This is a genomic window from Halorubrum tropicale, from assembly GCF_001280455.1.
In the GTDB taxonomy this organism is placed as follows: Archaea; Halobacteriota; Halobacteria; order Halobacteriales; family Haloferacaceae; genus Halorubrum; species Halorubrum tropicale.
Genome location: NZ_LIST01000006.1, coordinates 160,546 through 182,976, shown reverse-complemented (window position 1 = coordinate 182,976; position 22,431 = coordinate 160,546). Strand labels below are relative to the sequence as shown.

At 71.9% G+C, this 22,431-nt stretch carries 23 protein-coding genes and 1 tRNA gene; 12 read left to right on the top strand and 12 right to left on the bottom strand.

Annotation, left to right across the window (positions count from 1 at the left end; translation table 11 throughout):
* Positions 1-14: 14 nt before the first annotated feature.
* Positions 15-971, bottom strand: coding sequence for an alpha/beta fold hydrolase (locus tag AMR74_RS14335; protein ID WP_053772736.1), 957 nt, complete (start codon positions 969-971; stop codon positions 15-17).
* Positions 972-1,129: 158 nt separating this feature from the next.
* Between AMR74_RS14335 and AMR74_RS14330 the strand changes: the two genes are divergently transcribed.
* Together AMR74_RS14330 and AMR74_RS14325 are read left to right on the top strand one after the other, a co-directional pair.
* Positions 1,130-2,653: a sulfatase-like hydrolase/transferase gene (locus AMR74_RS14330; RefSeq protein ID WP_053772735.1), complete on the top strand. Its 1,524-nt coding sequence runs from the start codon at positions 1,130-1,132 to the stop codon at positions 2,651-2,653.
* Positions 2,650-3,072, top strand: coding sequence for a GtrA family protein (locus AMR74_RS14325; protein ID WP_053772734.1), 423 nt, complete (start codon positions 2,650-2,652; stop codon positions 3,070-3,072). Before AMR74_RS14330 ends, AMR74_RS14325 begins: the two co-directional genes overlap by 4 nt.
* A gap of 51 nt (positions 3,073-3,123) precedes the next feature.
* Here the strand turns inward: AMR74_RS14325 and AMR74_RS14320 are convergent, their stop codons facing one another.
* The 6 genes from AMR74_RS14320 to pyrF all read right to left on the bottom strand — a co-directional run bounded on the left by AMR74_RS14320 (position 3,124) and on the right by pyrF (position 7,324).
* Positions 3,124-3,825, bottom strand: coding sequence for a TVP38/TMEM64 family protein (locus tag AMR74_RS14320; RefSeq protein ID WP_053772733.1), 702 nt, complete (start codon positions 3,823-3,825; stop codon positions 3,124-3,126).
* Positions 3,826-3,930: 105 nt separating this feature from the next.
* Positions 3,931-4,704, bottom strand: a complete 774-nt coding sequence (locus tag AMR74_RS14315; protein WP_053772732.1) for a DUF429 domain-containing protein — start codon at positions 4,702-4,704, stop codon at positions 3,931-3,933.
* 92 nt (positions 4,705-4,796) lie between these two features.
* Positions 4,797-4,869 (bottom strand) — tRNA-Pro (locus AMR74_RS14310).
* 376 nt (positions 4,870-5,245) lie between these two features.
* On the bottom strand, positions 5,246-5,662 hold the full coding sequence (locus AMR74_RS14305) for a CHY zinc finger protein (protein WP_082356887.1): 417 nt from the start codon (positions 5,660-5,662) through the stop codon (positions 5,246-5,248).
* Positions 5,643-6,257 (bottom strand): tRNA (pseudouridine(54)-N(1))-methyltransferase TrmY, encoded by a 615-nt coding sequence (gene trmY, locus AMR74_RS14300; RefSeq protein ID WP_053772730.1) that lies wholly within the window; start codon positions 6,255-6,257, stop codon positions 5,643-5,645. Before trmY ends, AMR74_RS14305 begins: the two co-directional genes overlap by 20 nt.
* A 236-nt stretch (positions 6,258-6,493) precedes the next feature.
* Positions 6,494-7,324, bottom strand: a complete 831-nt coding sequence (pyrF, locus tag AMR74_RS14295; protein WP_053772729.1) for an orotidine-5'-phosphate decarboxylase — start codon at positions 7,322-7,324, stop codon at positions 6,494-6,496.
* A gap of 158 nt (positions 7,325-7,482) precedes the next feature.
* Between pyrF and AMR74_RS14290 the strand changes: the two genes are divergently transcribed.
* Positions 7,483-8,745: an MFS transporter gene (locus AMR74_RS14290; protein WP_053772728.1), complete on the top strand. Its 1,263-nt coding sequence runs from the start codon at positions 7,483-7,485 to the stop codon at positions 8,743-8,745.
* A gap of 22 nt (positions 8,746-8,767) precedes the next feature.
* On the opposite strand, the gene AMR74_RS14285 is transcribed toward AMR74_RS14290, so the two are convergent.
* Complete coding sequence (locus tag AMR74_RS14285) at positions 8,768-10,072, bottom strand: carboxylate--amine ligase (RefSeq protein WP_053772727.1); 1,305 nt, start codon at positions 10,070-10,072, stop codon at positions 8,768-8,770.
* Between the two features lie 151 nt (positions 10,073-10,223).
* On the opposite strand from AMR74_RS14285, the gene AMR74_RS14280 reads away from it, so the two are divergent.
* Both AMR74_RS14280 and AMR74_RS14275 read left to right on the top strand, forming a co-directional pair.
* Complete coding sequence (locus AMR74_RS14280; protein WP_053772726.1) at positions 10,224-10,781, top strand: DUF5813 family protein; 558 nt, start codon at positions 10,224-10,226, stop codon at positions 10,779-10,781.
* Between the two features lie 39 nt (positions 10,782-10,820).
* A complete protein-coding gene (locus AMR74_RS14275) occupies positions 10,821-11,144 on the top strand; it encodes a hypothetical protein (protein WP_053772725.1) in 324 nt (107 codons plus the stop codon).
* 34 nt (positions 11,145-11,178) lie between these two features.
* On the opposite strand, the gene tmk is transcribed toward AMR74_RS14275, so the two are convergent.
* Entirely contained in the window at positions 11,179-11,772 is a 594-nt protein-coding gene (gene tmk / locus AMR74_RS14270; protein WP_053772724.1) for a dTMP kinase, read from the bottom strand.
* Between the two features lie 143 nt (positions 11,773-11,915).
* Between tmk and AMR74_RS14265 the strand changes: the two genes are divergently transcribed.
* From AMR74_RS14265 to AMR74_RS14240, 6 genes are all read left to right on the top strand, one after another.
* Positions 11,916-12,779 carry a universal stress protein gene (locus AMR74_RS14265; protein ID WP_053772723.1) on the top strand — a complete coding sequence of 288 codons (864 nt, stop codon included), beginning with the start codon at positions 11,916-11,918 and terminating at the stop codon, positions 12,777-12,779.
* A 117-nt stretch (positions 12,780-12,896) separates the two neighbouring features.
* Positions 12,897-13,793 carry a complex I NDUFA9 subunit family protein gene (locus AMR74_RS14260; RefSeq protein WP_053772722.1) on the top strand — a complete coding sequence of 299 codons (897 nt, stop codon included), beginning with the start codon at positions 12,897-12,899 and terminating at the stop codon, positions 13,791-13,793.
* 109 nt (positions 13,794-13,902) lie between these two features.
* On the top strand, positions 13,903-15,081 hold the full coding sequence (locus AMR74_RS14255) for a tubulin/FtsZ family protein (protein ID WP_173230323.1): 1,179 nt from the start codon (positions 13,903-13,905) through the stop codon (positions 15,079-15,081).
* Between the two features lie 17 nt (positions 15,082-15,098).
* A complete protein-coding gene (gene cofC, locus AMR74_RS14250; RefSeq protein WP_053772720.1) occupies positions 15,099-15,755 on the top strand; it encodes a 2-phospho-L-lactate guanylyltransferase in 657 nt (218 codons plus the stop codon).
* Positions 15,756-15,898: 143 nt separating this feature from the next.
* Positions 15,899-17,062 (top strand): 7,8-didemethyl-8-hydroxy-5-deazariboflavin synthase subunit CofG, encoded by a 1,164-nt coding sequence (cofG, locus tag AMR74_RS14245; protein WP_053772719.1) that lies wholly within the window; start codon positions 15,899-15,901, stop codon positions 17,060-17,062.
* A 94-nt stretch (positions 17,063-17,156) separates the two neighbouring features.
* A complete protein-coding gene (locus AMR74_RS14240; protein ID WP_053772718.1) occupies positions 17,157-18,014 on the top strand; it encodes a mechanosensitive ion channel family protein in 858 nt (285 codons plus the stop codon).
* A 21-nt stretch (positions 18,015-18,035) separates the two neighbouring features.
* On the opposite strand, the gene AMR74_RS14235 is transcribed toward AMR74_RS14240, so the two are convergent.
* Positions 18,036-19,487: an MATE family efflux transporter gene (locus tag AMR74_RS14235; RefSeq protein ID WP_053772717.1), complete on the bottom strand. Its 1,452-nt coding sequence runs from the start codon at positions 19,485-19,487 to the stop codon at positions 18,036-18,038.
* Positions 19,488-19,602: 115 nt separating this feature from the next.
* Here AMR74_RS14235 and thiE point away from each other — a divergent pair, with 115 nt between their 5' ends.
* A complete protein-coding gene (gene thiE / locus AMR74_RS14230) occupies positions 19,603-20,235 on the top strand; it encodes a thiamine phosphate synthase (protein WP_053772716.1) in 633 nt (210 codons plus the stop codon).
* A gap of 39 nt (positions 20,236-20,274) precedes the next feature.
* Here thiE and AMR74_RS14225 read toward each other — a convergent pair whose 3' ends face one another.
* Entirely contained in the window at positions 20,275-21,126 is an 852-nt protein-coding gene (locus AMR74_RS14225) for an SDR family oxidoreductase (RefSeq protein WP_053772715.1), read from the bottom strand.
* 433 nt (positions 21,127-21,559) lie between these two features.
* A complete protein-coding gene (locus tag AMR74_RS14220; RefSeq protein WP_053772714.1) occupies positions 21,560-22,309 on the bottom strand; it encodes an SDR family oxidoreductase in 750 nt (249 codons plus the stop codon).
* Positions 22,310-22,431: the final 122 nt, after the last annotated feature.

Here is a 22,431-nt window from a genome sequence, read left to right as displayed (position 1 = left end):
ACCGCGCCGAGGGATTACTCTCGGGCGCCCGGCGGCAGCGGGTCCGCGTGGTCCGCGATCGCCTCGGCGACGCGGTGGGGGTGTTCGTGGACGACCCAGTGGCTCGCCTCGTCGATCACGAGCAGCCGGCCGTCGGCGCAGTGCTCGACGCTCTCGTGAGCCAGTCGGCGCGCGAGGAACCGGTCCTGTGCGCCCCAGACGACCAGCGTCGGTACCGTCACCTCCGTCGTCGCCGGCTCGGGGCGGTCGCGGACGATCGCGCGGTACCAGTTCACCATCGCCTCGAAGGCGCCGTCGCGGTCCCACGCGCGGCGATAGCGCCGCAGGTCTTCGTCGGTGAAGGTGCCCGGCGCGCTCGTGTCGCGTAACGCGTTCGCCGCGAGCCGCCAGTTCCCGGCGCTGGCGATCGCTTCGGGCAACCTGGGGAACTGGAACGCGAGCACGTACCAGCTCTTGAGCCGCTGGTCCCACGAGGTGCGGAGCGCGCGCTCGAAGACGCTCGGGTGCGGGACGTTGACGGCGACCAGCTCCGAGACGCGGTCCTCGTGGTGGAGCGCGAGCCACCACGCCACCGCAGCGCCCCAGTCGTGTCCCGCGACGGCCGCCGTCTCCCGATCGTACGCGTCGATCAGCCCGACCACGTCGCGCGCGAGTTCGTCGATCCGGTAGTCGCGCACGGCCGAGGGCTTCCCGGAGCAGTTGTAGCCGCGTTGGTCGGGGACGACGACGCGGTAGCCCGCGTTCGCGAGCGACGCGATCGCGTCGTGCCAGCCGTACCAGAACTCGGGGAAGCCGTGGAGCAGGACCAGCAGCTTCCCGTCCTCGGGACCGGCCTCGACGACGTGGAGCGGCACGCCGTTCGTCTCGACCGCGCGGGATCGGCCCGGAACCGACTCGGGAATCTCGTCGTCTGGGACCGACTCCGGCAACGCCCCGTCGTCGACCGGCCGGCCGGTTGGCGTCTCGTCCATGTCGACACGGTGTGCCGGCACCGGGAAATAGGTACGCTCGACGGGAGATGCCCGGGATCGAAATCCTCAAGCCGCTGGCTATCGCCGTTCCAGGTATATTCGCGGATCCCGAAGTCCGCCGCGGTGTGCGCGTTCTCCGGGGATTCGCACCGTACCCTATGACATCTGACTCGTCGACCCCTTCAGCCGCGGACGCGGACGCGTCGACCGACGACGCGCCCGTCTCCAACGTCGTCTTGGTCACGGTGGACTCGCTCCGCGCGGACGCCGTCTCCCCGTACGACGCCGAGCGCCGCTCGCCGGTGATCGACGACCTCGCCGACCGGGGGACGGTGTTCGACCGCGCGTTCGCGACCGGCAACTGGACGCCGTTCTCGTTCCCCGCCATCCTCGCCTCGGAGCCGGTGTTCGCGCGGACGGGCGACATCGGCGTCGACGAGTCGGTGACGCTCGCGGAGGCGGTCTCCGAGGCCGGGGTCGCGACCGGCGGCTTCAACGCCGCCAACGGGTTCCTCACCGAGCACTGGGGGTACCCCGACGGGTTCGACGAGTTCGAGCCGTTCGTCACGAGCGTCGGCTCCAGCGTCTACAGCCGGTACCTCGCCGCGCACCCGACCGTCGAGGCGTGGATCCAGCTCGCCACCTCGCCGATCCGCCGCCTCGGCTCGAAGCTCCGCGGCGACAGCGACGACCGCCCGTTCCTCGACGCCTCGCGCATGTTCGACGTCGAGGACGCCGCGACCGCGTTCGTCGACGACACCGAGGAACCGTTCTTCCTGTGGGTCCACTACATGGACACCCACACCCCGTACGTGCCCGCGCCGCGGTACATCCGCGAGGTGTCGGACGGCATCGTCGGCACCCACCAGATGCTCCACGCGCACGCCCGGACGAGCCTCGGCCTCGAAGTCGACGAACGAACCCTCACGGAGCTGCGGACCCTGTATCAGGCGACGGTGCGACAGGTCGACGCCAGCGTCGGCCGGCTGCTCGACGCGCTCGACGCGGGCGGCGTCCGCGACGACACGGCGGTCCTGCTCGCCGGCGACCACGGCGAGGAATTCCAGGAACACGGCCACCTCGCGCACTACCCGAAGCTGTACGACGAGCTGATCCGCGTCCCGTTCGTGGCCGACGTCCCCGGGCTCGACGGCGGGCGCGTCGACGGCCGGGTCGGGCTGGACGCCATCCCGCCCACCGTGGCCGACCTCCTCGGCGTCGACGCGCCCGACGACTGGCACGGCGAGTCGCTCCTCCCGGCGCTGCGCGGCGACGGGACGCCCCCGGAGACAGACGAGGAGTCGGCGGCCGACCCGGTCGTCTCGGTGACCGTTCGCGGCGGGGACGTGACCCAGCAGCCGATCCCCCGGTCGCTGTCCGACGGCGACCTGTTCGTCAGCGCACGCGACGAGGACTGGACGTACATCGAGAACGTCGACGCCGGCGGGCGAGAGCTGTACCACCGCCCCTCCGACCCGACCCAGCAGACGAACCTCGCGGTCGACCCCGACGCGGAGGCGCAGGCGGTCATCGATCGGTTCGCGCCCGTCGTCGACGCCCACGCGGAACTGCTCCGCGAGCGCGGTGCGGCGGCGGCCGCGGCGGCCGCCGAGCGCGGCGAGGACGAGGGGGAGGTCGACGAGGACCTCGAAGCCCGCCTCGAAGCGCTCGGGTACAAATGATCAGAGCGGTCCTGCGCGACCTCGCGAGCGGACCGATCGCGGTCCAGATGCGCCGGTTCGTCGTCGTCGGCGCGCTCACCGCCGCGCTCCAGTTAGCACTGCTCTGGCTGTTCGTCGACACCGCGGGACTGAACTACCTCGTCGGCGCGGCCGTCGCCATCGAGATCACGATCGTCTGCTCGTACGTCCTCAACAACGCGTGGACGTTCCGCGCGAGCCGCAACACGGGCGTCTCCGAGTACCTCACCGGACTGCTGAAGACGAACCTGGTCCGCGGCACCGCCATCCCGATCCAGCTGGGCGTCCTCGCCGCGCTCGTCGAGTGGGGCGGCGTGATGTATCTCGTCGCGAACGTGGTCGCGATCATCATCAGCGGCCTCTACCGCTTCGTGCTCGACGCGCAGTGGACGTGGGGGTAGCCCCGGAGTCGACCACCGCCGGATTGCCCGGCCCGCAACGCGCCGCGCGCCTCAGAACGGCAGCCGCGGCTCGACCCGTTCGACGAGGTCCCGGACCGCTTCCTGCTTGTAGTAGCCGACCGCTGACGCGGCGACGACCAGCCCGACCAGCGCCATCGCCGAGAGGAACCGCCCGCTGGCGAGCTCCCCGCCGGCGTACACCGTCAGCACGTACGCCGGGAGCCGCCCCACGGCGATGACGCCCATGAACGTCGGCAGCGACCACTTGGTGAGGCCGCTCAGGAAGCAGATGGCGTCGTCCGGGAGGCCGGGGATGATGACGAACGCGAACAGCCCGGGGACGCCGACGGTGTCGACGAACCCGTCGAACCGCTCGATCACGTCCTCGTGGATGACGTTCTCGACGAAGGAGCGCCCGTACCGCTTCGAGAGCGAGAAGGCGACCGCGCTGCCGATGAGCACGCCGGTGAGGCTGTACACGGTTCCCCAGAGCGAGCCGAAGAGGAAGCCCGCGACGAGGGCGACGACCTGTCCCGGAATCGGGGCGACGACGACCTGGAGGGCCTGGAGGCCGATGAACACGATAGGGGCGAAGACGCCGAACTGATCGAGCCACGTCCGGAGGGCCTCGGCGTTGGTGAGGAAGCCCGCGTAGCGGCTCACGAGGACGTAGAGCCCGACCGCGAGGACCGCGACGCCGACCGCGGCCGCGATCCCCCGCCGGCGGTCCGCCCGCGAGGAGAAGAGTTTCATTCGTGTCGTAGCGGGCGACAGAGGGACTTGAACCTTACCAACGTCTGAATCGGATCTCGCTCGTCTCCCCTGGGTACGTCGGCGGGCCCCGATCCCGGCCGCGCCTCACGCCAGCGGCTCCGCGCTCCAGTACGCCATCCGCATCGGGATCCCCTCGGCGTCGCGGTAGTCGGGGTCGCCCGGCAGGAATCGGAGTTCGTCGGCCGGCCGGCGCGCGACGGCGGCGAGCGCGAGCGCGTCGATCGCGTCGTCGACGGTCGCGTCCGCGGCCTCCGCGAGGTCGGGCGCGTCGTCGGCCAGCCCCCGACAGATCTCCCCGAGCGCGGCGCCCGGCTCGCCGAAGTGGTCGGCGAGCGCGTCCAGCCGCTCGCCGACGCCCGGCGCACCGGTCTTCGAGTGGTCGAGTGGCCGCCCGGCGAGCCCGCGGAAGCACACCTCCGGGTGCGCCTCCATTACCGCCTCGCGCGCCGCCTCGTCCTCTCGAAGGAACGCGTCGACCTCCCCGACCGCCGGCGCGATGTGGTACGACTGCCGGCTCAGTCCCTTGTCGAGGTCTCGTCGGTTCCGCTCGCTTACGGTCTCGTAGTCGCCCCCGTCCGCCGCCGCCTCACACGCGCCCCGAGAGGGGACGGGGAAAACGCTGCTCGGTCGGCCGCTGGCCGACCGCGCGGCCGCGTCGACGGCCTCTCGGGCCGCCAGCGTCTCCGCGTCGTCCGGGAGCCCGATCGGCACGTCGACCAGGATCCGATCGACGCCGTCCGCCCACAGCGCTTCGAGGTCGCGTTCGAGGCGCGCGTCCGGCTCGCCGTCCCCGTCGATCACGACCGCGAGCCACGCGCCGCCCGCCCAGTCGACGCCCGCGACGGTGTCGGTTGGCATTACCGATCGGTTCCGGCTCTGGACACTCAATCGGTTCGGTGCGTCGGAAACCGACGGCCGTCGCTCACCGAGGCGAACGGATGCGGGAGAAGTGGGCCGGCACGAATTTGAATCGTGGTTACGGCCACCCGAAGGCCGAAGGATACCAAGCTACCCCACCGGCCCGCACTCGACAGAAGGCCGCTCGTTCTTTTAATCCTTCCGAAAGGGGGGCGATCAGTGAGACACTGATGGAACGCGAATCGGGGAGGAACGAGCAAATTGATAGCAGCCGCCGACACCTCCAAAGCCCCAGCCTCGAGGCCACAGTACGCTCGTTGCGCGCTTCAGTCTCTCACTCCGTGCTCCTTCCAGTGCTTCCATCGCCGACTGTGGCCTCGCGGCTACCCGTTTGAGTCGCGCCCAAGACGGCACCGCACCTCACGCCTCCCCGGCCTCGCGGTTCGCGCTCTCCGAGCGCTCGCCGCTCCCTCGCGCGTGCTCACTCGCGGCCGCTGAGGGCGGCCACTCGCAGGCACGCGCTGCCGCCCCGCGTCATCGATTATAAATCGTCGTCGCCGTCCTCGTCGTGCGGACCCTCGCCCTCGAAGTACCGGTCCCGGTGCTTCCGACAGCCCGGGTTGAACGCGGCGCCGCAGACGGGGCAGGCGTCTTCGCCGGCGTTGAGGTATTCACGGGCGGTGAGCGTCGTCCGGCAGACGCCGCACAGCACCGCCGATTCATCGAAGCGCTCGCGGGGCCACGGGACCGCCTCGTGGTCGGTCGCCGCGTCGTGGCAGGCGTCGCAGGGGTAGTACGCCTCACAGCAGCCGAACCGGAGCGCGATCACGTCCACGGGGTCGTCCCAGTGCGCGCAGCGCGTCTCGGGGTCGACGTCGATTCCGCGGAGGGGGACCTCGAAGCGCGGGTCGGCGTCGGGCGCCGTCGTCGTCTCGCGGTCAGTACTCGGCGTAGCCATCGGTGTCGAGCCAGTTATGAACCACCGTGACCGTGTGGTCGGCGTGGAGCAGTTCGGGACCGACGCGCAGCCGCCGCTCGGCGCGTTCGGCGACCGCCTCCGCCTCGTCGGGCGCGAAGTCGTGGTGGTCCGAGAGCACGAACACGGGATCGCTCGGCGGCTCCGCGTCGACGAGCGGGTCGCCGTCCTCGTGGAGCTGGACGAGGGTCCCGTCGGGACCGCGGCCGTCGTCGCCGACGAGCCGGTCGAGGGTCGCTTCGAGTCCCATCCGGCGGAGTTCGACGCCGGGAGAGACGTCCGCGGGCATGTGCCCGATGGCGTCCGCCTTCGCGTCGAGCGCGTCGCGGATCCGCGCGGCGACGTTGCGCTCGTCGGGGTGGAGGTGGCGGACCGTGTCGGCGTCGACGGTGACGGCGAACTCGTCGGCGATCACGAGGTGGACCCGGACCGACTCGCGGATGCCGTGCGAGAGGAAGAGGCCCGCGCTCACGCACCGACAGAGGAGGTCGAGCCGCCCGGCCCCGGGGATGTCGGACAGCGAGATCGCGTCGGGGTCGGTGGGCACGTCGCGGCCGATGACGACGAACTGGCGCATGTGCGGGGCTCGCCCCCGATCCTGATAAGCCGTGCGACCCAACCGCCGCCGTGAGCCTCACCGGACTCTGCCAGGTCTGCGAGGCGGCGACCGCGAGTCACGCCTGCGACCGCTGCGGGCGCGCCGTCTGCGACGACCACTGGAACGAGACCGCCCGCGTTTGCTCGGGCTGCGCCGCCGGACGAGGGTAGCGCCGGCCGAGCCGACGCCCGCCGGAACGCCTCGCCGTCGGTGACCTATCGGTGGCGGTTCAGTCGCTTCTTGAGCCGCTTGGCCGCGTCGCCCGCGGCGCCGAAGTACGTCGCCTCGTCGTCGGGGCGGCTCGACTCCTCGCCGGCGAAGATGATGCCGCGCGAGGAGTTCACGAGCCCGACGTCGACCGGGAGGTCGGGCCGGGACGCGAGCCCGTGTTCGACCGCGGCCTCCGCGTCGCCGCCCTGCGCGCCGACGCCGGGCACGAGGAACGGGACCTCGGGCACGATCTCGCGGACCGTCTCCAGCTCGTCGGGCGTCGTCGCGCCCACGACCAAGCCGACGTTGCCGTTCGCGTTCCAGGTGTCCGCGAGCGCGGCGACGCGCTCGTAGAGCGGCTCGCCGGAGGCGAGTTCGAGGTCTTGGAGGTCGGCCCCGCCGGGGTTCGACGTGCGACAGAGCGCGAACACGCCCTTGTCCGCGCGGTCGAGGAACGGCTGGAGCGAGTCGCGGCCGAGGTACGGGTTCACCGTGATCGCGTCGACGTGGTCGAGGATCCCGGCGTACTGGCGCGCGGTGTTCCCGATGTCGCCGCGCTTCGCGTCGAGCAGGACGGGGACGCCCTTCCCCTCGGCGTACGCCGCGGTCTCGCGGAGCGCGCGCCAGCCCTCCGGGTCCTCGTAGAAGGCCGCGTTCGGCTTGTAGCAGGCGGCGTGCTCGTGGGTCGCGTCGATGATCCGGCGGTTGAACGCCCACCGCGGGAGGTCGGCGTCGGTCACGGTCTCGGGGAGTCGGCTCGGGTCGGGGTCGAGCCCGACCGACACGACGCTGTCGACCGCGTCGATCCGGTCCGCGAGCGTCTCGAAGAAGCCCATACGCGCCCTGCGTCGGCGGGCGCACTAACCGTTGTGTTCCGCGGCCGCGCCCCGGGGCGCGCGCGAGCGTCCCCGCCGGCCGGGCCGACGTATGTGCCGACCCGGGGCCGCCGTAATAACAGGATACACCGGTCGGCCCCTCGTCGGTCGCCACACGTATGGCCGGTCGCACGGGCGGTAGGCTCGGGACGGCGGTCTCCGGACCCATCGTCAAGTACTACGTCTACAAGGCGACGAAGTCGGTCGAGTTCTACCGGCCGATCATGTACCTCTTCTTCCTGGCGCAGGGGCTCTCGTTCACGCAGATCGCCGTCCTGGAGGCGCTGTACAACCTGACGACCGTGTTCGGCGAGATCTCGACCGGATACGTCGGCGACCGCGTCGGGCGGCGAAACAGCCTCCTCATCGGGACGGCGCTCATCTCCGCGACGCTCCTCGGCATCGGCCTGTCGGACTCGTTCCTCCCGCTGGCGGGGCTGTACGTCTGCTGGTCGCTGGGCTACAACTTCCGCTCCGGAAGCGAGGACGCGTGGCTCTACGACACGCTCACCGACGACCTCTCCGAGGACGAGTTCGCGCGCGTTCGGGGGCGCGGCGAGTCCGCGGCGCTGGCCGCCGGCGCCGTCGCGGCGGTCCTCGGCGGGTACCTCGGCGGCGTCGACCTCTCGTACCCGTGGTTCGTCGCGGCCGGCGTGACGAGCCTCGGCGTCGCGGTGCTCCTCACCCTCGACGAACCGGAGACGTACAAGGAGGCCGACGCGGACGACCTGACCCTCCGCCGGACCGTCGGCATCGTGCGGGAGGTGCTCTCGCGCCGTCGGATGCGCTCGTTCCTGCTGTACTACTACGTCCTGTACGCCGCCGTCACGTACCTCGCGTTCGTCTTCCTCCAGCCGGTGTTCGAGACCGTCGTCCTCGACCTCGGGGTGGCGCGGTCGCGGGTCGAACCCCTCCTCGGGTGGTTCTACGCGGCGTACAGCCTCGTCGGCGCGGTCCTCACCTACTACACGGGGGCGATACGGGACCGGATCGGGCTGCGGGCGTGGTTCCTCGCGCTCCCGTTCGCCGTCGGCGGCGCGCTGCTCGGAATGTACTTCGTCCCGGTGCTCGCGCTCCCGACGTTCCTCCTGATTCGGGGGGTGTCGGACGTCACGCGGTCGTTCGCCGGGCAGTACGTCAACGACCGCGCGGAGACGCTCGGCCGCGCCACCGTCCTGAGCGCGATGGCGATGGTGAGCGGGCTCGCGGTCGTCCCGTTCCAACTCGGCAGCGGCGTCATCTCCGACGCCGTCTCGCCGCTGTTCGCGCTCGGCGTCGGCGGCGGCGTCCTCGTCGTCGGGGCGACGGCCGTCCTCCTCTGGCGGGCCCCGGTCGGCGACGAGCCGGCCGACGGCTCGGGTGGTGAACGCCCGGACGGCTGAGGCGTTCGCTCGGCACCGCCCGCTAACAGGAGCAGTAGTACTCGCGGTCGGCGAACTCCGTCTCGAACAGCGTCGCCGCCGGACCCGGGTCGGAAGGCCGGTACACGCCGGTCGTCAGGTCCCCCTCGCGCTCGAACGCGCCGGAGACGAGCCGGCGCCAGTCGGCCGCCGACAGCTGGTCCCAGAAGGCGTCGTCGCCCGCCAGAAGCGAGAGGTAGTCGCGGAGGTACACCCACCGCGTCGGCTCGACGCCGTCGGACTCGTAGGTCGCGTCCGTGACAGCGGCGTAGGCGGCCATCGGGAGGTTCGCGCCCGCGGCGACCGGCATCGAGATCCACTTCCACGGACGGGTGTTGACGTCGAGCAGCAGGAACTCCTCGCGGTCGGCGTCGTAGACGAACTCCGACTCGCTGATCCCGTGGTACCCCGCGTCGCCGAGGACGGCGAGCGCGCGCTCCTCGATGGCGGGCTCGTCGGCCGTCTCCACGAGACAGGAGGTGCCGAAGTTGCGCGGGTACCGAACCGCGGCGTTGCCGACGACCGCGAGCGCGTCGCCGCTCCCGGACGGCGGGACGTAGGAGGCGAGCGAGTGGTCGCGCCCCGCCGCGATGTCGACTCGCTTCTGGGCCATCACCGCGATCCCCTCGTCGCTCGCGGCCGCGACGACGTCCGCGAACTCCCCGCGGTCCGCGACCTCGATCACGTTGGTGCCGAACGCCTCCTCGAAGTCGCGCTTGAGCTCGGGTTTCACCACCAGCGGGAAGCCGAGCGCGTCGGCCGCTTCCTCGACCGTCGCGTCGGGCTCGCGCGTCGCCGCCGCCGCGGTCTCCGCCAGCCGGTACGTCTCCGGGTAGGGGACGCCGAGCGCCTCGCAGGTCGCGTACAGCTCCGACTTGTTCAACACGTCGTCGAGCGTCTCGCTGCCGGCGAACGGGAGCCGGACGCCGTCGGGATCGGCCTCGGCGTACGACAGCGCCCACTCGTCCATACAGCCGAACGCGACCGCCTCGGTGCCCGCGGCGTCGACGACCGCCTCCACGTCCTCGCGGAACCCGTCGAGGTCGTCGAGCGGGTACGTCACCGCCCCGGCGTAGTCGACCGCGTCGGACGGCGGCGCGAGCCCGTCGTGGGCGACGGCTCCGGCGTCGGCTCCCGCGTCGCCGCCCGCCCGGTCGAGCGCGATCACGGGCACGTCGTGGGCGTCGAGCGCGCGAGCGACGCCGAGCCCGGTGATGTGCGCGTTGCTGACGAGCGCCGGCGGCCGGTCGAACTCGGCGCCCGCGAGCGCGTCGATCAGTCCCTCCGTGGACCGGAACGTGTCTGCCATACCCCGCCTCGTCGGCGGACGCACAAAAGAGTCCCACGTGCCGGCCCGGAGTGCCCGTATCGAGGACGGAGCGGGGATCGTCCGCGTCGGCGGTCGCGGTTCGCGCGGGCGACGCGAGCGGCTTTTCAGGGCGCGTCGCCTCCGGATCGGTATGACCGAAACCGAAGACGAGGCCGACGCCGAGCGCGTCGACGACGCCGACGACGCCGCCACGGCCGACGAGCTCCCCGACCGGGTCCGGCGCGCGTTCGCGGACCACGGCTCGTTCGAGCGCGAGGGCGACGTCTGGGTCTCGACGACCACCGCGTTCGACGGCCGCGTCTGCGCCGAGCCGGCGGCTGAGGGACGGATCGCGTTCGCGGTCACCGTCCGTGTGCCGACGCTGTCGGCCGTCACCGCCGACGAGGTGGCCGACGTGGTCGAGGACGGCTGGGCCGACACGTTCGAGCGCCGCGCGGTCGACGTGGGCGGCGTCACCCGGACGGACCGCGAGTTCGACCCCGTCGTCGAGCGCGAGGGCGACGAGATAACGGTCGCCTACGAGTTCGTCGACGTCAACGAGCGCCGCGGCGTCGACGACGCGGGCGCGCTGATCGACTTCGTCGAGGGGACGTACGTCCAGGGCGTCATCCCGGGCTACGAGTACACGGCGCCCGTCTCGGACCTGCTCTCGGCCGCGCGGCAGCAGGGCGGCGGCGGTCCCGTCTGAGGCCGATAGGGGGAAGTGTCGGCGGCCCGTACGGCGACCATGCTCGCGCTGTTCGGGTTCGGCAGCCTCCTCGCCTTGGTGGCGTTCCACACGTTCCTCGCCGGGGTCGCGACCCGGTTCTTCCGGATTCAGCTCTCCACGTCGTGGGGATCCGTCCTCTACACGCTCGTGTTGACTCCCCTGCTCCTGCTCGTCTCCACGCTCGTGTTTACCGGCGCGCTCGGCGTGGGAACCGGGATCGACGTGGGGAGTTCGACGATCCTGTTGGCGCTCCTGATCGCGCTCCCCTTGGCGCTCGGGGTCGCCATCGACTACCTCTACGTCCCGTCGCCCGACGACTACGAACTGCCGGACACGCGCTGACGGCGACCGCCGTCGCCCGCGGCTGCCCCGGCGGTCAGCGGTCGACCAAGCCGGCCACGATGTCCTCGACCCGAGCGACCACGTCCTCCGGCGCGCGCGTCGCGTCGACGCGATGGAACCGACCGGGGTCGGCGTCGATCAGCCGCTCGTAGTTGTCGCGCACGGCGGCGAGGTAGCCGTCGCGCTCGAACTTGTCGGTCCGGCCCGCCCGCTCGGCCGCGGTCTTCGGGTCCAAGTCGAGGTAGATCGTCGCGTCCGGCGGGCGCGAGAAGGCGGCGTGGATCCCGCGGACGTACTCAAGCGGTCGCTCGATCCCGGCGTCCGAGCGCGCGAGCGTCGCCCCCTGGTAGGCGAACCGCGAGTCGGAGTACCGGTCGGCGATCACGAGGCCGCCGTCCGCGAGCGCCGGACGCACCGTCTCCGAGAGGTGGTTCGCGTGGTCGGCGGTGTACAGGAACAGCTCCGCGAGCGGGTCGGCGTCCGGGTCGCCCATCGAGCGCCCGACCGCCTCGCCGTACCAGCTGTCGGTGGGCTCGCGGGTGAACGTCGCGTCGGGGTACACGTCATGTAGCGCCTCCCAGACCGTCGTCTTGCCGCTGCCGTCGAGCCCCTCCAGCGTGATCAGCATGGTCGCGTTCCGCCGCGGCGAGGAATAAACGGCCCGGGTCGGAACGGGGCCGCTCGGGGGCGTCGCGACGCGTTCGAGCGCGCTGGTCGACGGCGGCGAGAGCGACGCGAGCGTTTTTCACCCGCGGGCGTGACCGAGGGGATATGTTCGACCGGATCTGCGTCCCCACCGACGGCAGCGACGCGGCCGCGGCGGCGTTCGACCACGTCCTGGCGATCGCCGCCGACCACGGCGCGACCGTCCACGTCCTCCACGTCGCGGACACGACCCGCGACAGCGTAACGCGCATCGGCCGCGACGTGGTCGACGTGCTGGAGACGGAGGGCGAGTCGATCGTCGAGGCGGCGGCCGCGCGCGCCGCGGAGCGCGGCGTCGACGCGGAGACGGCCGTCGAGCAGGGGGGCGTCCCCGAGACGGTCGTCGACTACGCGGACCGGACCGACGCCGACCTCGTCGCGATGTCCACGCGCGGGCGGCAGGGCGTCGAACGCCTCGTCGGCAGCACCACGGAACGCGTCGTCCGGCGTTCACCGGTGCCGGTGCTGGCCCTCCGGCCGGGCGACGAGGCCGTCCCGTACCCGTACGAGGACGTGCTGGTGCCCACCGACGGGAGCCCGGCCGCGACCGCCGCGCTCGACCGCGCACTCCCGGTCGCCGAACGGGCCGGGGCGGCGGTCCACGTCCTCTCGGTCGTCGACACCGGCGGCATCGGCGTCGGGGACCACGTCGACGTCGACGTGCTCTCGGAGTACGCCGACGACGCGGTCGCGGCAGGCGTCGAACGCGCCGAGGCGGCCGGACTGGAGGCGGTCGGCGCCGTCGAGGTCGCCTCCTCGCCCGCCCGGGGGATCCTGTCGTACGTCGACGACCCCGGCGTCGATCTCGTGACGATGGGGACGCACGGGCGGACCGGCGTGGGCCGGTACCTGCTGGGCAGCGTCGCCGAGCGCACCCTCCGCAGCGCTCCCGTTCCGGTGCTGACGGTCCCGGTTCCGGACGAGGAGTGACCGCGACAAACGGGTCAACCGCCCTCGCCGCGGACCTCCCTGCCCCGGATCGCGCCGGCGTCCGCGAGCGTCTGACATCGCGGTAGGTTTACGGGCCTTCCACGCCTCGTGGCTCGCATGAAAGTGTTGGTAGCCGGGGGGACCGGATTCATCGGGTCGTACCTCTGTCGCTCGCTCGCCGACGACGGCCACGCCGTGACCGCGCTCTCCCGATCGCCCGAGGAGGCGCCGGACGGCGTGACGGGCGTCAGCGGCGACGTGACCGACTACGACTCCATCGCGTCGGCCGTCGAGGGGCACGACGCGGTCGTGAACCTGGTCGCGCTCTCGCCGCTGTTCGAGCCCGACGGCGGCAACCGCATGCACGACCGGATCCACCGCGGCGGGACGGAGAACCTGGTCCGCGCGGCGGAGGACGGCGGCGTCGACGGGTTCGTCCAGCTCAGCGCGCTCGGCGCGGACCCGAACGGCGACACCGCCTACATCCGCGCGAAGGGCGAGGCGGAGGAAATCGTCCGGGACAGCGACCTCGACTGGACGGTCTTCCGCCCCTCCGTCGTCTTCGGCGAGGGCGGCGAGTTCGTCTCCTTCACCAAGCGGCTGAAGGGGATGTTCGCGCCGGGGGTCCCGCTGTACCCGCTCCCCGGCGGCGGGAAGACGCGGTTCCAGCCGATCCACGTCGAGGACCTCGTACCGATGATCGCCGCCGCGGTGACGGACGACGAGCACGCCGGCGAGACCTACGAGATCGGCGGCCCGGAGGTGCTCACGCTCCGGCAGGTGACGGACCTCGTCTACGAGGCGGAGCGGAAGGGCGTCACCATCGTCCCGCTGCCGATGCCGCTCGCGAAGGTCGGCCTCTCGGTGCTCGGGGCGGTGCCCGGGTTCTCGATGGGGCCGGACCAGTACCGGTCGCTGAAGTTCGACAACACGACCGCCGACAACGACGTCGGCGCCTTCGGCGTCGACCAGGCGGACCTGACGACGCTCGGCGAACACCTCGGGATCCGATGACCGGGGGACTGAACGTGTCAACTGTCCTAATCTCAACGCTGGTAACGGCAACCGAAGGCTTATATACGAGATCGCGTTCTGTTCAGTTCAAACGCGGAGGGAGCACACGATGAAACTCGCAATGATCGGATTCGGACAGGCGGGGGGTAAAGTCGTCGACAAGTTCTTGGAGTACGACAAGCGGACGGGCTCCGAGATCGTTCGAGCCGCGGCGGCCGTCAACACGGCGAAGGCGGACCTCATGGGGCTCGAACACATCGCCGAGGACCAGCGCGTCCTCATCGGCCAGTCGCGCGTGAAGGGCCACGGCGTCGGCGCGGACAACGAACTGGGCGCGGAGATCGCCGAGGAGGACATCGACGAGGTCCAGGGCGCCATCGACTCGATCCCGGTCCACGAGGTCGACGCCTTCCTCGTCGTCGCCGGCCTCGGCGGCGGGACGGGCTCCGGCGGCGCGCCGGTGCTCGCGAAGCACCTCAAGCGGATCTACACCGAGCCCGTCTACGGGCTCGGCATCCTGCCGGGCAGCGACGAGGGAGGTATCTACACCCTCAACGCGGCCCGCTCGTTCCAGACGTTCGTCCGCGAGGTGGACAACCTGATGGTGTTCGACAACGACGCCTGGCGGAAGACGGGCGAGTCCGTCCAAGGCGGCTACGAGGAGATCAACGAGGAGATCGTCCGGCGGTTCGGCATCCTCTTCGGCGCCGGCGAGATCCAGCAGGGTCAGGAGGTCGCCGAGAGCGTCGTCGACTCCTCGGAGATCATCAACACGCTCTCCGGCGGCGGCGTCTCCACGGTCGGCTACGCGGAGGAGGAGGTCGAGGAGCGCTCCTCGGGCGGCCTGCTCTCGCGGCTCCGCGACGACGGCAACGACGAGGAGCTCGACAGCGCCCACACCACCAACCGGATCACCAGCCTCGTCCGGAAGGCGGCGCTCGGCCGGCTCACGCTGCCCTGTGAGATCGAGGGCGCGGAGCGCGCGCTGCTCGTGCTCGCCGGGCCGCCGGAGTACCTCAACCGGAAGGGCATCGAGCGCGGCCGCAAGTGGCTCGAAGAGCAGACCGGCTCGATGGAGGTCCGGGGCGGGGACTACCCGTACCGCGGCGCCGGCTTCGTCGCGACCGTGATCCTGCTCGCGGGCGTCACGAACGTCCCGCGGATCAAGGAGCTCCAGCAGGTCGCCATCGAGGCGCAGGACAACCTCGACGAGATCCGCGAGGAGAGCGACGACAACCTCGACGAGCTCGTCAACGACGACAGCGACGAGCTGGAATCCCTGTTCTAAGACCTCCCACCGCCGCGATGGAGGTCATCGTTCCCTTCTCGACCGACCGTCCGAAGTCGCGACTCTCGGACGCCCTCTCCCCCGACGAGCGCTCGGCGTTCGCCCGCGCGATGCTCGACGACGTGCTGGACGCCGTCGCCGCCGCCGGCGGCGAGCCGCGCGTCCTCGCCACCGACGCGGTCGACGCGGACCGCCCGGTCACCGTCGACGACCGCCCGCTGACCGCGGCCGTGAACGCGGCGCTGGACGCGCGACTGGGGGCTGACGGCGACGAGAGCGACGCCGACGGCCCCCCCGAACCGGTCGCCGTCGTGATGGCGGACCTCGCGCTGGCGACCCCCGACGCGGTCGAGCGCCTGTTCGCGGCCGGGCGCGACGCGGAAGTTGCCATGGTGCCGGGCCGCGGCGGCGGCACGAACGCCTTCGTCGCCTCGCACCCCGAGTTCCGGGTGGACTACCACGGCGCCTCCTACCTCGACCACCGCGACATCGCGGCCGAGGTCGGCGCGTCGTTCGCCGCGGTCGACTCGCACCGCCTCGGGACCGACGTCGACGAGCCGGACGACCTCGCCGAGGTGCTGATCCACGGCGAGGGCCGCGCGGCGGCGTGGCTCCGCGAGGCCGGCTTCGCGCTCGACGCGTCCGAGGGCCGCGTCGCTGTCGTTCGAGAGTGACCGAGACAGGGTCGCCGCGGTCGTTTTCTCCACCCATCGCCGCGGTCGTCTCCTCCGCCTGTCGCCGGGCGTAACCGGTTCCGGTGTCGTCGGGGGGATCCGCAACCGCGATTCTTTTTAAACGCCGACCGCGAGTGACGGCCGTGTTCGCCGGGGCCGACGAGTACGGGGTCGACGTGACTGTCGCCGACCGGGCGGTCGAGCGACTGCTCTCGGTCGGCCCGGACGACGTCGAGGCCGCCGACCGGCTGACCTTCGCGCGCAACGTCTTCATCCCGCTCACGACGGCGTGCCGGTACACCTGTACCTACTGTACCTATTACGACGTGCCCGGCGAGGCGTCGCTGCTGTCGCCCGCCGAGGTGCGCGAGCAGTGCCGCGTCGGCGCCGACGCTGGCTGTACGGAGGCGCTGTTCACGTTCGGCGACGATCCGGACGAGCGGTACACCGAGATCCACGAGACGCTCGCCGAGTGGGGGTTCGACTCGATCCACGAGTACCTCTACCGGGCCTGCGAGATCGCCCTGGAGGAGGGGCTGCTCCCCCACTCGAACCCGGGCGACCTGACCGAGGCGCAGTTCGCGGACCTCCGCGAGGTGAACGCGTCGATGGGCGTCATGCTGGAGACGACCGCGGACGTCGACGCGCACGCCGGGGGGCGCCGGAAGACGCCCGGCCAGCGGCTCAACACGATCCGCGCCGCCGGTCGACAGGGCGTCCCGTTCACGACCGGCGTCTTGGTCGGCATCGGCGAGGACTGGCGCGACCGCGCCGAGAGCCTGCTCGCGATCCGGGCCCTCCACGAGCGGTTCGGCCACGTCCAGGAGGTGATCGTCCAGAACGTCGTGCCCAACGAGCGCTCCGACTTCTCGAAGCCCGACCGCGACGTGATGCGCCGCGTCGTCGCGATGGCACGCGCGGCGCTGCCGCCCGAGGTCTCCGTTCAGGTCCCGCCGAACCTCTCGCCGGCGGGGGAGCTCGTCGACTGCGGGATCGACGACCTCGGGGGCGTCTCGCCGGTGACGGACGACTACATCAACCCGGCGTACGAGTGGCCCGACCTCCACGGGCTCGAGGCCGTGGCGGACGCCGGCGGCGTGCCGCTCCGCGAGCGCCTCCCGACGTACGCCCGGTACCTCCCCGACGACATCCGGCCGCCGGGCGTCGACCGGGCCCCCGATCCCGACGGTCGCGAGGCGTGGATCCCTCCGGCGGTTCGCGAGCGGATGGCCGACGACGACGTCCACGGCCGTCGGCTGCGCGCGGTCGCTCGCGGCGACGGGCCGCTCGCGGTGCGGAGCGACTGACACGCCGCCGCGCCGGGCGATCGCCCTCTCCGGCCGGGCGTAAACAAGCGCGCTGCCAGTAGCTTCTTTATATAGTCTCGCGAACGGGGTGACGATGCTCCCCTTACAGCTCGACGCGATCGCGAACGCGGTCGACGTGGCGGCGATCGCCGTGACGGTGGTCAGGTTCGTCGCCGGCTTCGTCGCCGTGTTGTTGCTCGGAAAGCTCGTCCTCATCCCGGGGCTGCGACGGGTCGTCAGGGCGCGCGGGTTCGACGAGGCGGTGTTGAGCCTCGGCACGAACGTCCTCAACGCCGTCGTCTGGGTGGCCGCGGTCGCGATCGGCTTCGCCGTCGCCGGCTACGGGAGCTTCCTCTCTGCGTTCGCCGTGTTCGGCGGCGCCATCGCGCTCGCGGTCGGCTTCGCCGCACAGGAGCTCCTCGGGAACTTCGTCGCCGGCGTGTTCATCCTCAAGGACAAGCCGTTCGAGGTCGGCGACTGGATCGAGTGGAACGGCAACTCGGGCCGCGTCGAGGAGATCGACCTCCGGGTCTCGCGGGTCCGGACGTTCGATAACGAACTGGTGACGGTGCCGAACGGCGACCTCGCGAACAGCGCGGTCACGAACCCCGTCGCCTACGACACGCTCAGACAGAAGTTCGTCTTCGGGATCGGCTACGACGACGACATCGACGAGGCGACCGACATCATCGTCGAGGAGGCCGAGGCCCACGAGGAGATCCTCGACGACCCCGGCGTCTCGGTCCGGCTCGTCGAGCTCGGCGACTCGGCCGTCGGGCTCCAGTCGCGGTGGTGGATCGCCGACCCCGACCGCGGCGACTTCGTTCGCGTGCGCTCCGAGTACGTCACCGCGGTGAAGGAGTCGTTCGACGACGCCGGCATCGACATGCCGTACGTCCACCGGCAGCTCACCGGCAGCGTCGAAGTGATCGAGGAGGTCGCCGCCGAGTAGGCCGCAGCCGCGTCCGCACCGCTATCCGACCTCTTCCTCCGCCTCGCCCGCGTCGGGCCGGTACTGCCGGCTGACCGCCTGCCACCGGTTCGAGCGGAACCGGTAGCCGTTCAACCCGGCCGGCACCAGCTTCTCAGCCACCAGCGCCGCGTAGAGCCCGCCGACGCCGAGCGGCGTGACGAGGCCGACCAGCGCGACCGGGAGCGCGAACGCGTACAGGCCGATCATCGACGCGAGGAAGGGCCAGCGCGTGTCGCCCGCGCCGCGAAGCGACCCCGTTATCGAGCCGTCCACGCCGAGCGGCAGCGCGCTCACCGCGGCGGCGACGACGAACGCCGCGGTGGCGCTCACCGCCGCCGGCTCGTCGACGAACACGCCCGCGATCGGCGTGGCGGCGGCGATCACCGCGGCCGACGCGAGGACGTAGACGACCGCCGACAGGGAGATCACGTCGCGGCCGTACGCCGTGGCGAGCGCCTCCTCGCCGGCGCCGAGCCGCTGGCCGACGAGCGTGCTCGCGGCGATGGAGAACCCCCAGCTGAAGCTGCCGAGCAGCGCCCTGACGCGGCGGCCGACCTCCAGGGCGGCGACGGTCGCCTGACCGAACGACGACGCGACCCACAGGAGCGGGAAGACGACGACGCCCTCGGCGACGCGGCGCGCGATCAGGGGCGACGAGACCCGGAGCAGCTGGCGCGTCAGCCCGGCGTCGAACCACGGGCCGGAGCGGCCGACCGGGACGGGGGAGGCGCCGCGGCCGAGGTACGACCGCCCGGTCATCCCCCACGCGAGGACGAGCCCGACGGCGGCGATGGAGACCGCGGTGCCGAGGCCGGCGCCGAACACGCCTAACCCCGCGCCGAGGACGAGCCAGACCGTGAGGACGACGTTCAGTATCGCACCGCCGGCGCGCGCGACCATCGGAGTGCGCGTGTCGCCGACGCCGGCGTACGTCCGGCTGGCGATCATGTTGAAGAACTCGAAGGCGAGCGCGGGCGCGGTGACGGCGAGGTAGGTGGTCCCGGCCGACAGCGCGGCGCCGTCGCCGCCCACGAGCGCGATCAGCCGCTCCGCGCCGAGGACGTACCCCGCGACGATGGGCGCGACCAGCAGCGCGGCCACGATCAGCGACTGCTTGACCACGAGGCCGGCGCGCCCGCGCTCCTCGCCGCCGTAGTTCTGCGAGACGAGCGAGACGGTGCCGCCCGCGAGCCCGATGGAGACGAACTTCGCCAGCTGCCAGTACGCGAACGCGAACCCCATGCCCGCGACCGCCGACACCCCGACCGCGTACCCGATCACCGCGAGGTCGACGGTGTTCTTCGACATGATCGCGAACCCCGTCACGATCCGGGGCCACGCCAGCCCCATCGTCTCGTCCAGCCGCGACCGGTCGATGACGCCGGCCCGGTCGAGCGCGCCCGCGACCGCCTCGGCGACGCGCGCGGCGCCGTTCCGGAGCCGGGATAGCATTGGACTCCCGTACGGGTCGCGCCGGCTTGTGTCTGTCCGTCACGGCCCGCGACCGGGCCGCGCGGCCGCGGTCGAAGCGCAACCGTTTTGACGCGACCATCGGATTGTACCATACGTGAATATCAGCGAGTGGCGGACGTACCTCGTCACGGCGGCGAGCCGCTCCGCGGGGCGCGCGACCCCCGAGGTGGTGGCGGCCGCGCTCGACGGGGGGCTCGACGTCGTCCAGCTCCGCGACAAGGCGGTGACCGACCGCGAGCGCTACGAGACGGGGCTCCGGATCCGCGAGCTGACCGCCGAGGCCGGGGTTCCCCTGCTCGTCAACGACCGGATCGACCTCGCCGCCGCCGTCGACGCCGACGGCGTCCACCTCGGGCAGACGGACCTCCCGGTCGCGGTCGCTCGCGAACGGCTGGGCGAGGACGCCGTCGTCGGCGTCTCGGCCTCGACGGTCGAGCAGGCCGAGGCGGCCGAGGCCGCGGGCGCGGACTACCTCGGCGTGGGGGCCGTCTACGGCACCGACTCGAAGGACGTCTCCGGCGACCGGGACGGGATCGGGGTTGAGCGGATCGCCGCGGTGGCCGACGCGGTCGACGTCCCCGTCTTCGGGATCGGCGGGATCGACGCGAGCAACGCCGCGCCCGTGGTCGAGGCGGGCGCGGCCGGCGTCGCAGCGCTGTCGGCCATCACCGCCGCCGAGGACCCGGCGGCGGCGACCGCGGCGCTGCGCGAGGCCGTGACGGAGTGATCCGGCCCCGCCGGTGTGGCGTCGACCGCACCGGCGCGGTCACCAGTCGCGCTCGAACTCCGGGTCGAACAGCCGCGCCGACATCGGCGCCGGGTCGCCCTCTGTGAGGTTGTACGCCGAGAAGTCGGTGACGCCCGCGTCGCGGAGCAGTCCCTCGTCGTAGAAGCTGTTTCCCGTACACTCGGCCGGGTCGCGGGCGAGGATCTCGAGGACCGCGTCGGAGACGACCTCGGGGGTGCGCCAGTCGTCCTCGGTCCCGAGCCCGAAGTAGCGCGTCGCGCGGGTGTCGATGGTCGTCACCGGCCAGAACGTGTTACAGCCCACGTCGTCGCTCCCGAGCTCCTCTGCGAGCGAGAGGGTGACGAACGACATCCCGAGCTTCGACCACGCGTACGGCGCCTTGCCCGGCGAGCGGTCGGTCGTGACCGGCGGCGCGTTCGTCAGGAGCCACGCCTCGTCGAGCCCCGCGAGGTGGTCGGCGAAGGCGTGCGCGACGACGTGAGTCCCGCGCACGTTCACGTCCGTCAGGAGGTCGAAGCGGTCGGCGGGCAGGTCGGCGACGTTCGCCAGCTGGATCGCGCTGGCGTTGTTGATCACGATGTCGACCTCGCCGAAGCGGTCGATCGCCTCCTCGACGACCGCCTCGACGCGGCCCTCGTCGCGGAGGTTCAGTTCGATCGGGAGCGCCTCCGGCCCGCGCTCCCGCACCTCGCGGGCCGTCTGCTCGATCGACCCCTCCAGCTCGGAGTCGTCGTCGTCGGTCGTCTTGCCCGTCGAGACGACGTTACAGCCGCGGTCGGCGAGCGCGAGCGCGATCTGCTTGCCGATGCCGCGAGTCGTTCCGGTGATGAACGCCGTCGAGCCCGAGAGGTCGGGGTCCGCGAGTGGCATACCGCCCGTTCGACCGGCCGGGGGATAATTCTCGGTGGTCGATTCGCGGAATCGACGCGCGGCGGCGACAATTGGTAATAAGCGAACGATGCGGTGGCGCGTGCCTGCGAGCGGCCGACAGGCCGCGAAGCGGCACGCGCGAGGGAGTCAGGCGCGGCGAGGGCGACCGGAGGGAGCCCGTCAGACGCGTCTGACGAGGCTGGGGAGGCGTGAGGTGCGGTGCGGGGCGGGACTCAAAGGGGCAGTCCCGAGGGCGACGGCGCGTGACGTAAGCACCGCAACGAGGGAGCGAAGCGACTGAGTGAGGAGCGCAGCGAGCGCACCGAGCCCTCGCGGCTGGGGCTTTGGAGGTGGTTGTCACCGGGCCGTTATCGATTATTTACCAGCGAGCGGTTGGGGCCTTCGCGACCGCCAATCCGGACACAATCCACTCTTATCGCGTCGCGGACTTCCACTCCCGCAGCCCCAGCCGTCCGCCGTTCAGGTCCTCGGCGGGCGCTTCGGTGGCGGCCCAGACGAACAGCGGCGCGACGCTCTCCGGGTCGCGGGCGCGCTCCTTGCCCGTGAGGTCGGTGGCGACGAGGCCGGGGTCGACGACGCCGACGGTCGCGTCGAGGTCGGCGGCGAAGCCGCGCGCGACCGCCTCGGCGGCCGCCTTCGACACCGCGTACGCGCCCATCCCGGGCTTGGACTCGGCCGCGACCGCGCCCGACGGGACGACGACGCGCGCGCCGTCGGCCAGGTGGGGGACCGCCTCCGATATCGTCGCGAACACGCCGCGCGCGTTCGTCCGCATCGTGTCGTCGTAGTCGGCGTAGGTGACCTCCGTCGTCGGCCGCTCGCCCGGCGCGCCGTGGAACACGCCGGCGTTCGCGAACACCACGTCGATCGGGCCGGCCTCGCGGGCCGTCCGCTCGAAAAAGCGTTCGAGGTCGAACTCGTCGCGCACGTCGACGCGGTCGCCCCACGCGGCGCCGCGCTCGGCGGCGTCGTCGCTCCCGTCGTCGGCTTCGGTCCTCTCGTCCGCGTCGCCGCCCCCGCCGTTCAGCGCCGCGACGGTCCGATCGACGGCCTCGCCGTCGCGCCCGGAGACGGCGACGAACGCCCCTTCGTCGACGAACGCCTCGGCGACGGCTCGTCCGATCCCGCTCGTTGCTCCGGTGATCGCGACCGTCAGATCCATGTAAACACAGGTACGCGCGTCGGCGACTTAGTGGTATCCACTCGGGGCGAGACGACCGCCCCGTCTCGACGCGACGAGGTGCGATCCCCGACGCGTCTGGCCGGATTTATACCCCCGCCGCT

What these genes read in the sequence shown, in the direction of transcription:
- AMR74_RS14335 (WP_053772736.1), bottom strand. Translation starts at nt 971, where the DNA reads ATGGACGAGACGCCAACCGGCCGGCCGGTCGACGACGGGGCGTTGCCG.
- AMR74_RS14330 (WP_053772735.1), top strand. Translation starts at nt 1,130, where the DNA reads ATGACATCTGACTCGTCGACCCCTTCAGCCGCGGACGCGGACGCGTCG.
- AMR74_RS14325 (WP_053772734.1), top strand. Translation starts at nt 2,650, where the DNA reads ATGATCAGAGCGGTCCTGCGCGACCTCGCGAGCGGACCGATCGCGGTC.
- AMR74_RS14320 (WP_053772733.1), bottom strand. Translation starts at nt 3,825, where the DNA reads ATGAAACTCTTCTCCTCGCGGGCGGACCGCCGGCGGGGGATCGCGGCC.
- AMR74_RS14315 (WP_053772732.1), bottom strand. Translation starts at nt 4,704, where the DNA reads ATGCCAACCGACACCGTCGCGGGCGTCGACTGGGCGGGCGGCGCGTGG.
- AMR74_RS14305 (WP_082356887.1), bottom strand. Translation starts at nt 5,662, where the DNA reads ATGGCTACGCCGAGTACTGACCGCGAGACGACGACGGCGCCCGACGCC.
- trmY (WP_053772730.1), bottom strand. Translation starts at nt 6,257, where the DNA reads ATGCGCCAGTTCGTCGTCATCGGCCGCGACGTGCCCACCGACCCCGAC.
- pyrF (WP_053772729.1), bottom strand. Translation starts at nt 7,324, where the DNA reads ATGGGCTTCTTCGAGACGCTCGCGGACCGGATCGACGCGGTCGACAGC.
- AMR74_RS14290 (WP_053772728.1), top strand. Translation starts at nt 7,483, where the DNA reads ATGGCCGGTCGCACGGGCGGTAGGCTCGGGACGGCGGTCTCCGGACCC.
- AMR74_RS14285 (WP_053772727.1), bottom strand. Translation starts at nt 10,072, where the DNA reads ATGGCAGACACGTTCCGGTCCACGGAGGGACTGATCGACGCGCTCGCG.
- AMR74_RS14280 (WP_053772726.1), top strand. Translation starts at nt 10,224, where the DNA reads ATGACCGAAACCGAAGACGAGGCCGACGCCGAGCGCGTCGACGACGCC.
- AMR74_RS14275 (WP_053772725.1), top strand. Translation starts at nt 10,821, where the DNA reads ATGCTCGCGCTGTTCGGGTTCGGCAGCCTCCTCGCCTTGGTGGCGTTC.
- tmk (WP_053772724.1), bottom strand. Translation starts at nt 11,772, where the DNA reads ATGCTGATCACGCTGGAGGGGCTCGACGGCAGCGGCAAGACGACGGTC.
- AMR74_RS14265 (WP_053772723.1), top strand. Translation starts at nt 11,916, where the DNA reads ATGTTCGACCGGATCTGCGTCCCCACCGACGGCAGCGACGCGGCCGCG.
- AMR74_RS14260 (WP_053772722.1), top strand. Translation starts at nt 12,897, where the DNA reads ATGAAAGTGTTGGTAGCCGGGGGGACCGGATTCATCGGGTCGTACCTC.
- AMR74_RS14255 (WP_173230323.1), top strand. Translation starts at nt 13,903, where the DNA reads ATGAAACTCGCAATGATCGGATTCGGACAGGCGGGGGGTAAAGTCGTC.
- cofC (WP_053772720.1), top strand. Translation starts at nt 15,099, where the DNA reads ATGGAGGTCATCGTTCCCTTCTCGACCGACCGTCCGAAGTCGCGACTC.
- AMR74_RS14240 (WP_053772718.1), top strand. Translation starts at nt 17,157, where the DNA reads ATGCTCCCCTTACAGCTCGACGCGATCGCGAACGCGGTCGACGTGGCG.
- AMR74_RS14235 (WP_053772717.1), bottom strand. Translation starts at nt 19,487, where the DNA reads ATGCTATCCCGGCTCCGGAACGGCGCCGCGCGCGTCGCCGAGGCGGTC.
- AMR74_RS14225 (WP_053772715.1), bottom strand. Translation starts at nt 21,126, where the DNA reads ATGCCACTCGCGGACCCCGACCTCTCGGGCTCGACGGCGTTCATCACC.
- AMR74_RS14220 (WP_053772714.1), bottom strand. Translation starts at nt 22,309, where the DNA reads ATGGATCTGACGGTCGCGATCACCGGAGCAACGAGCGGGATCGGACGA.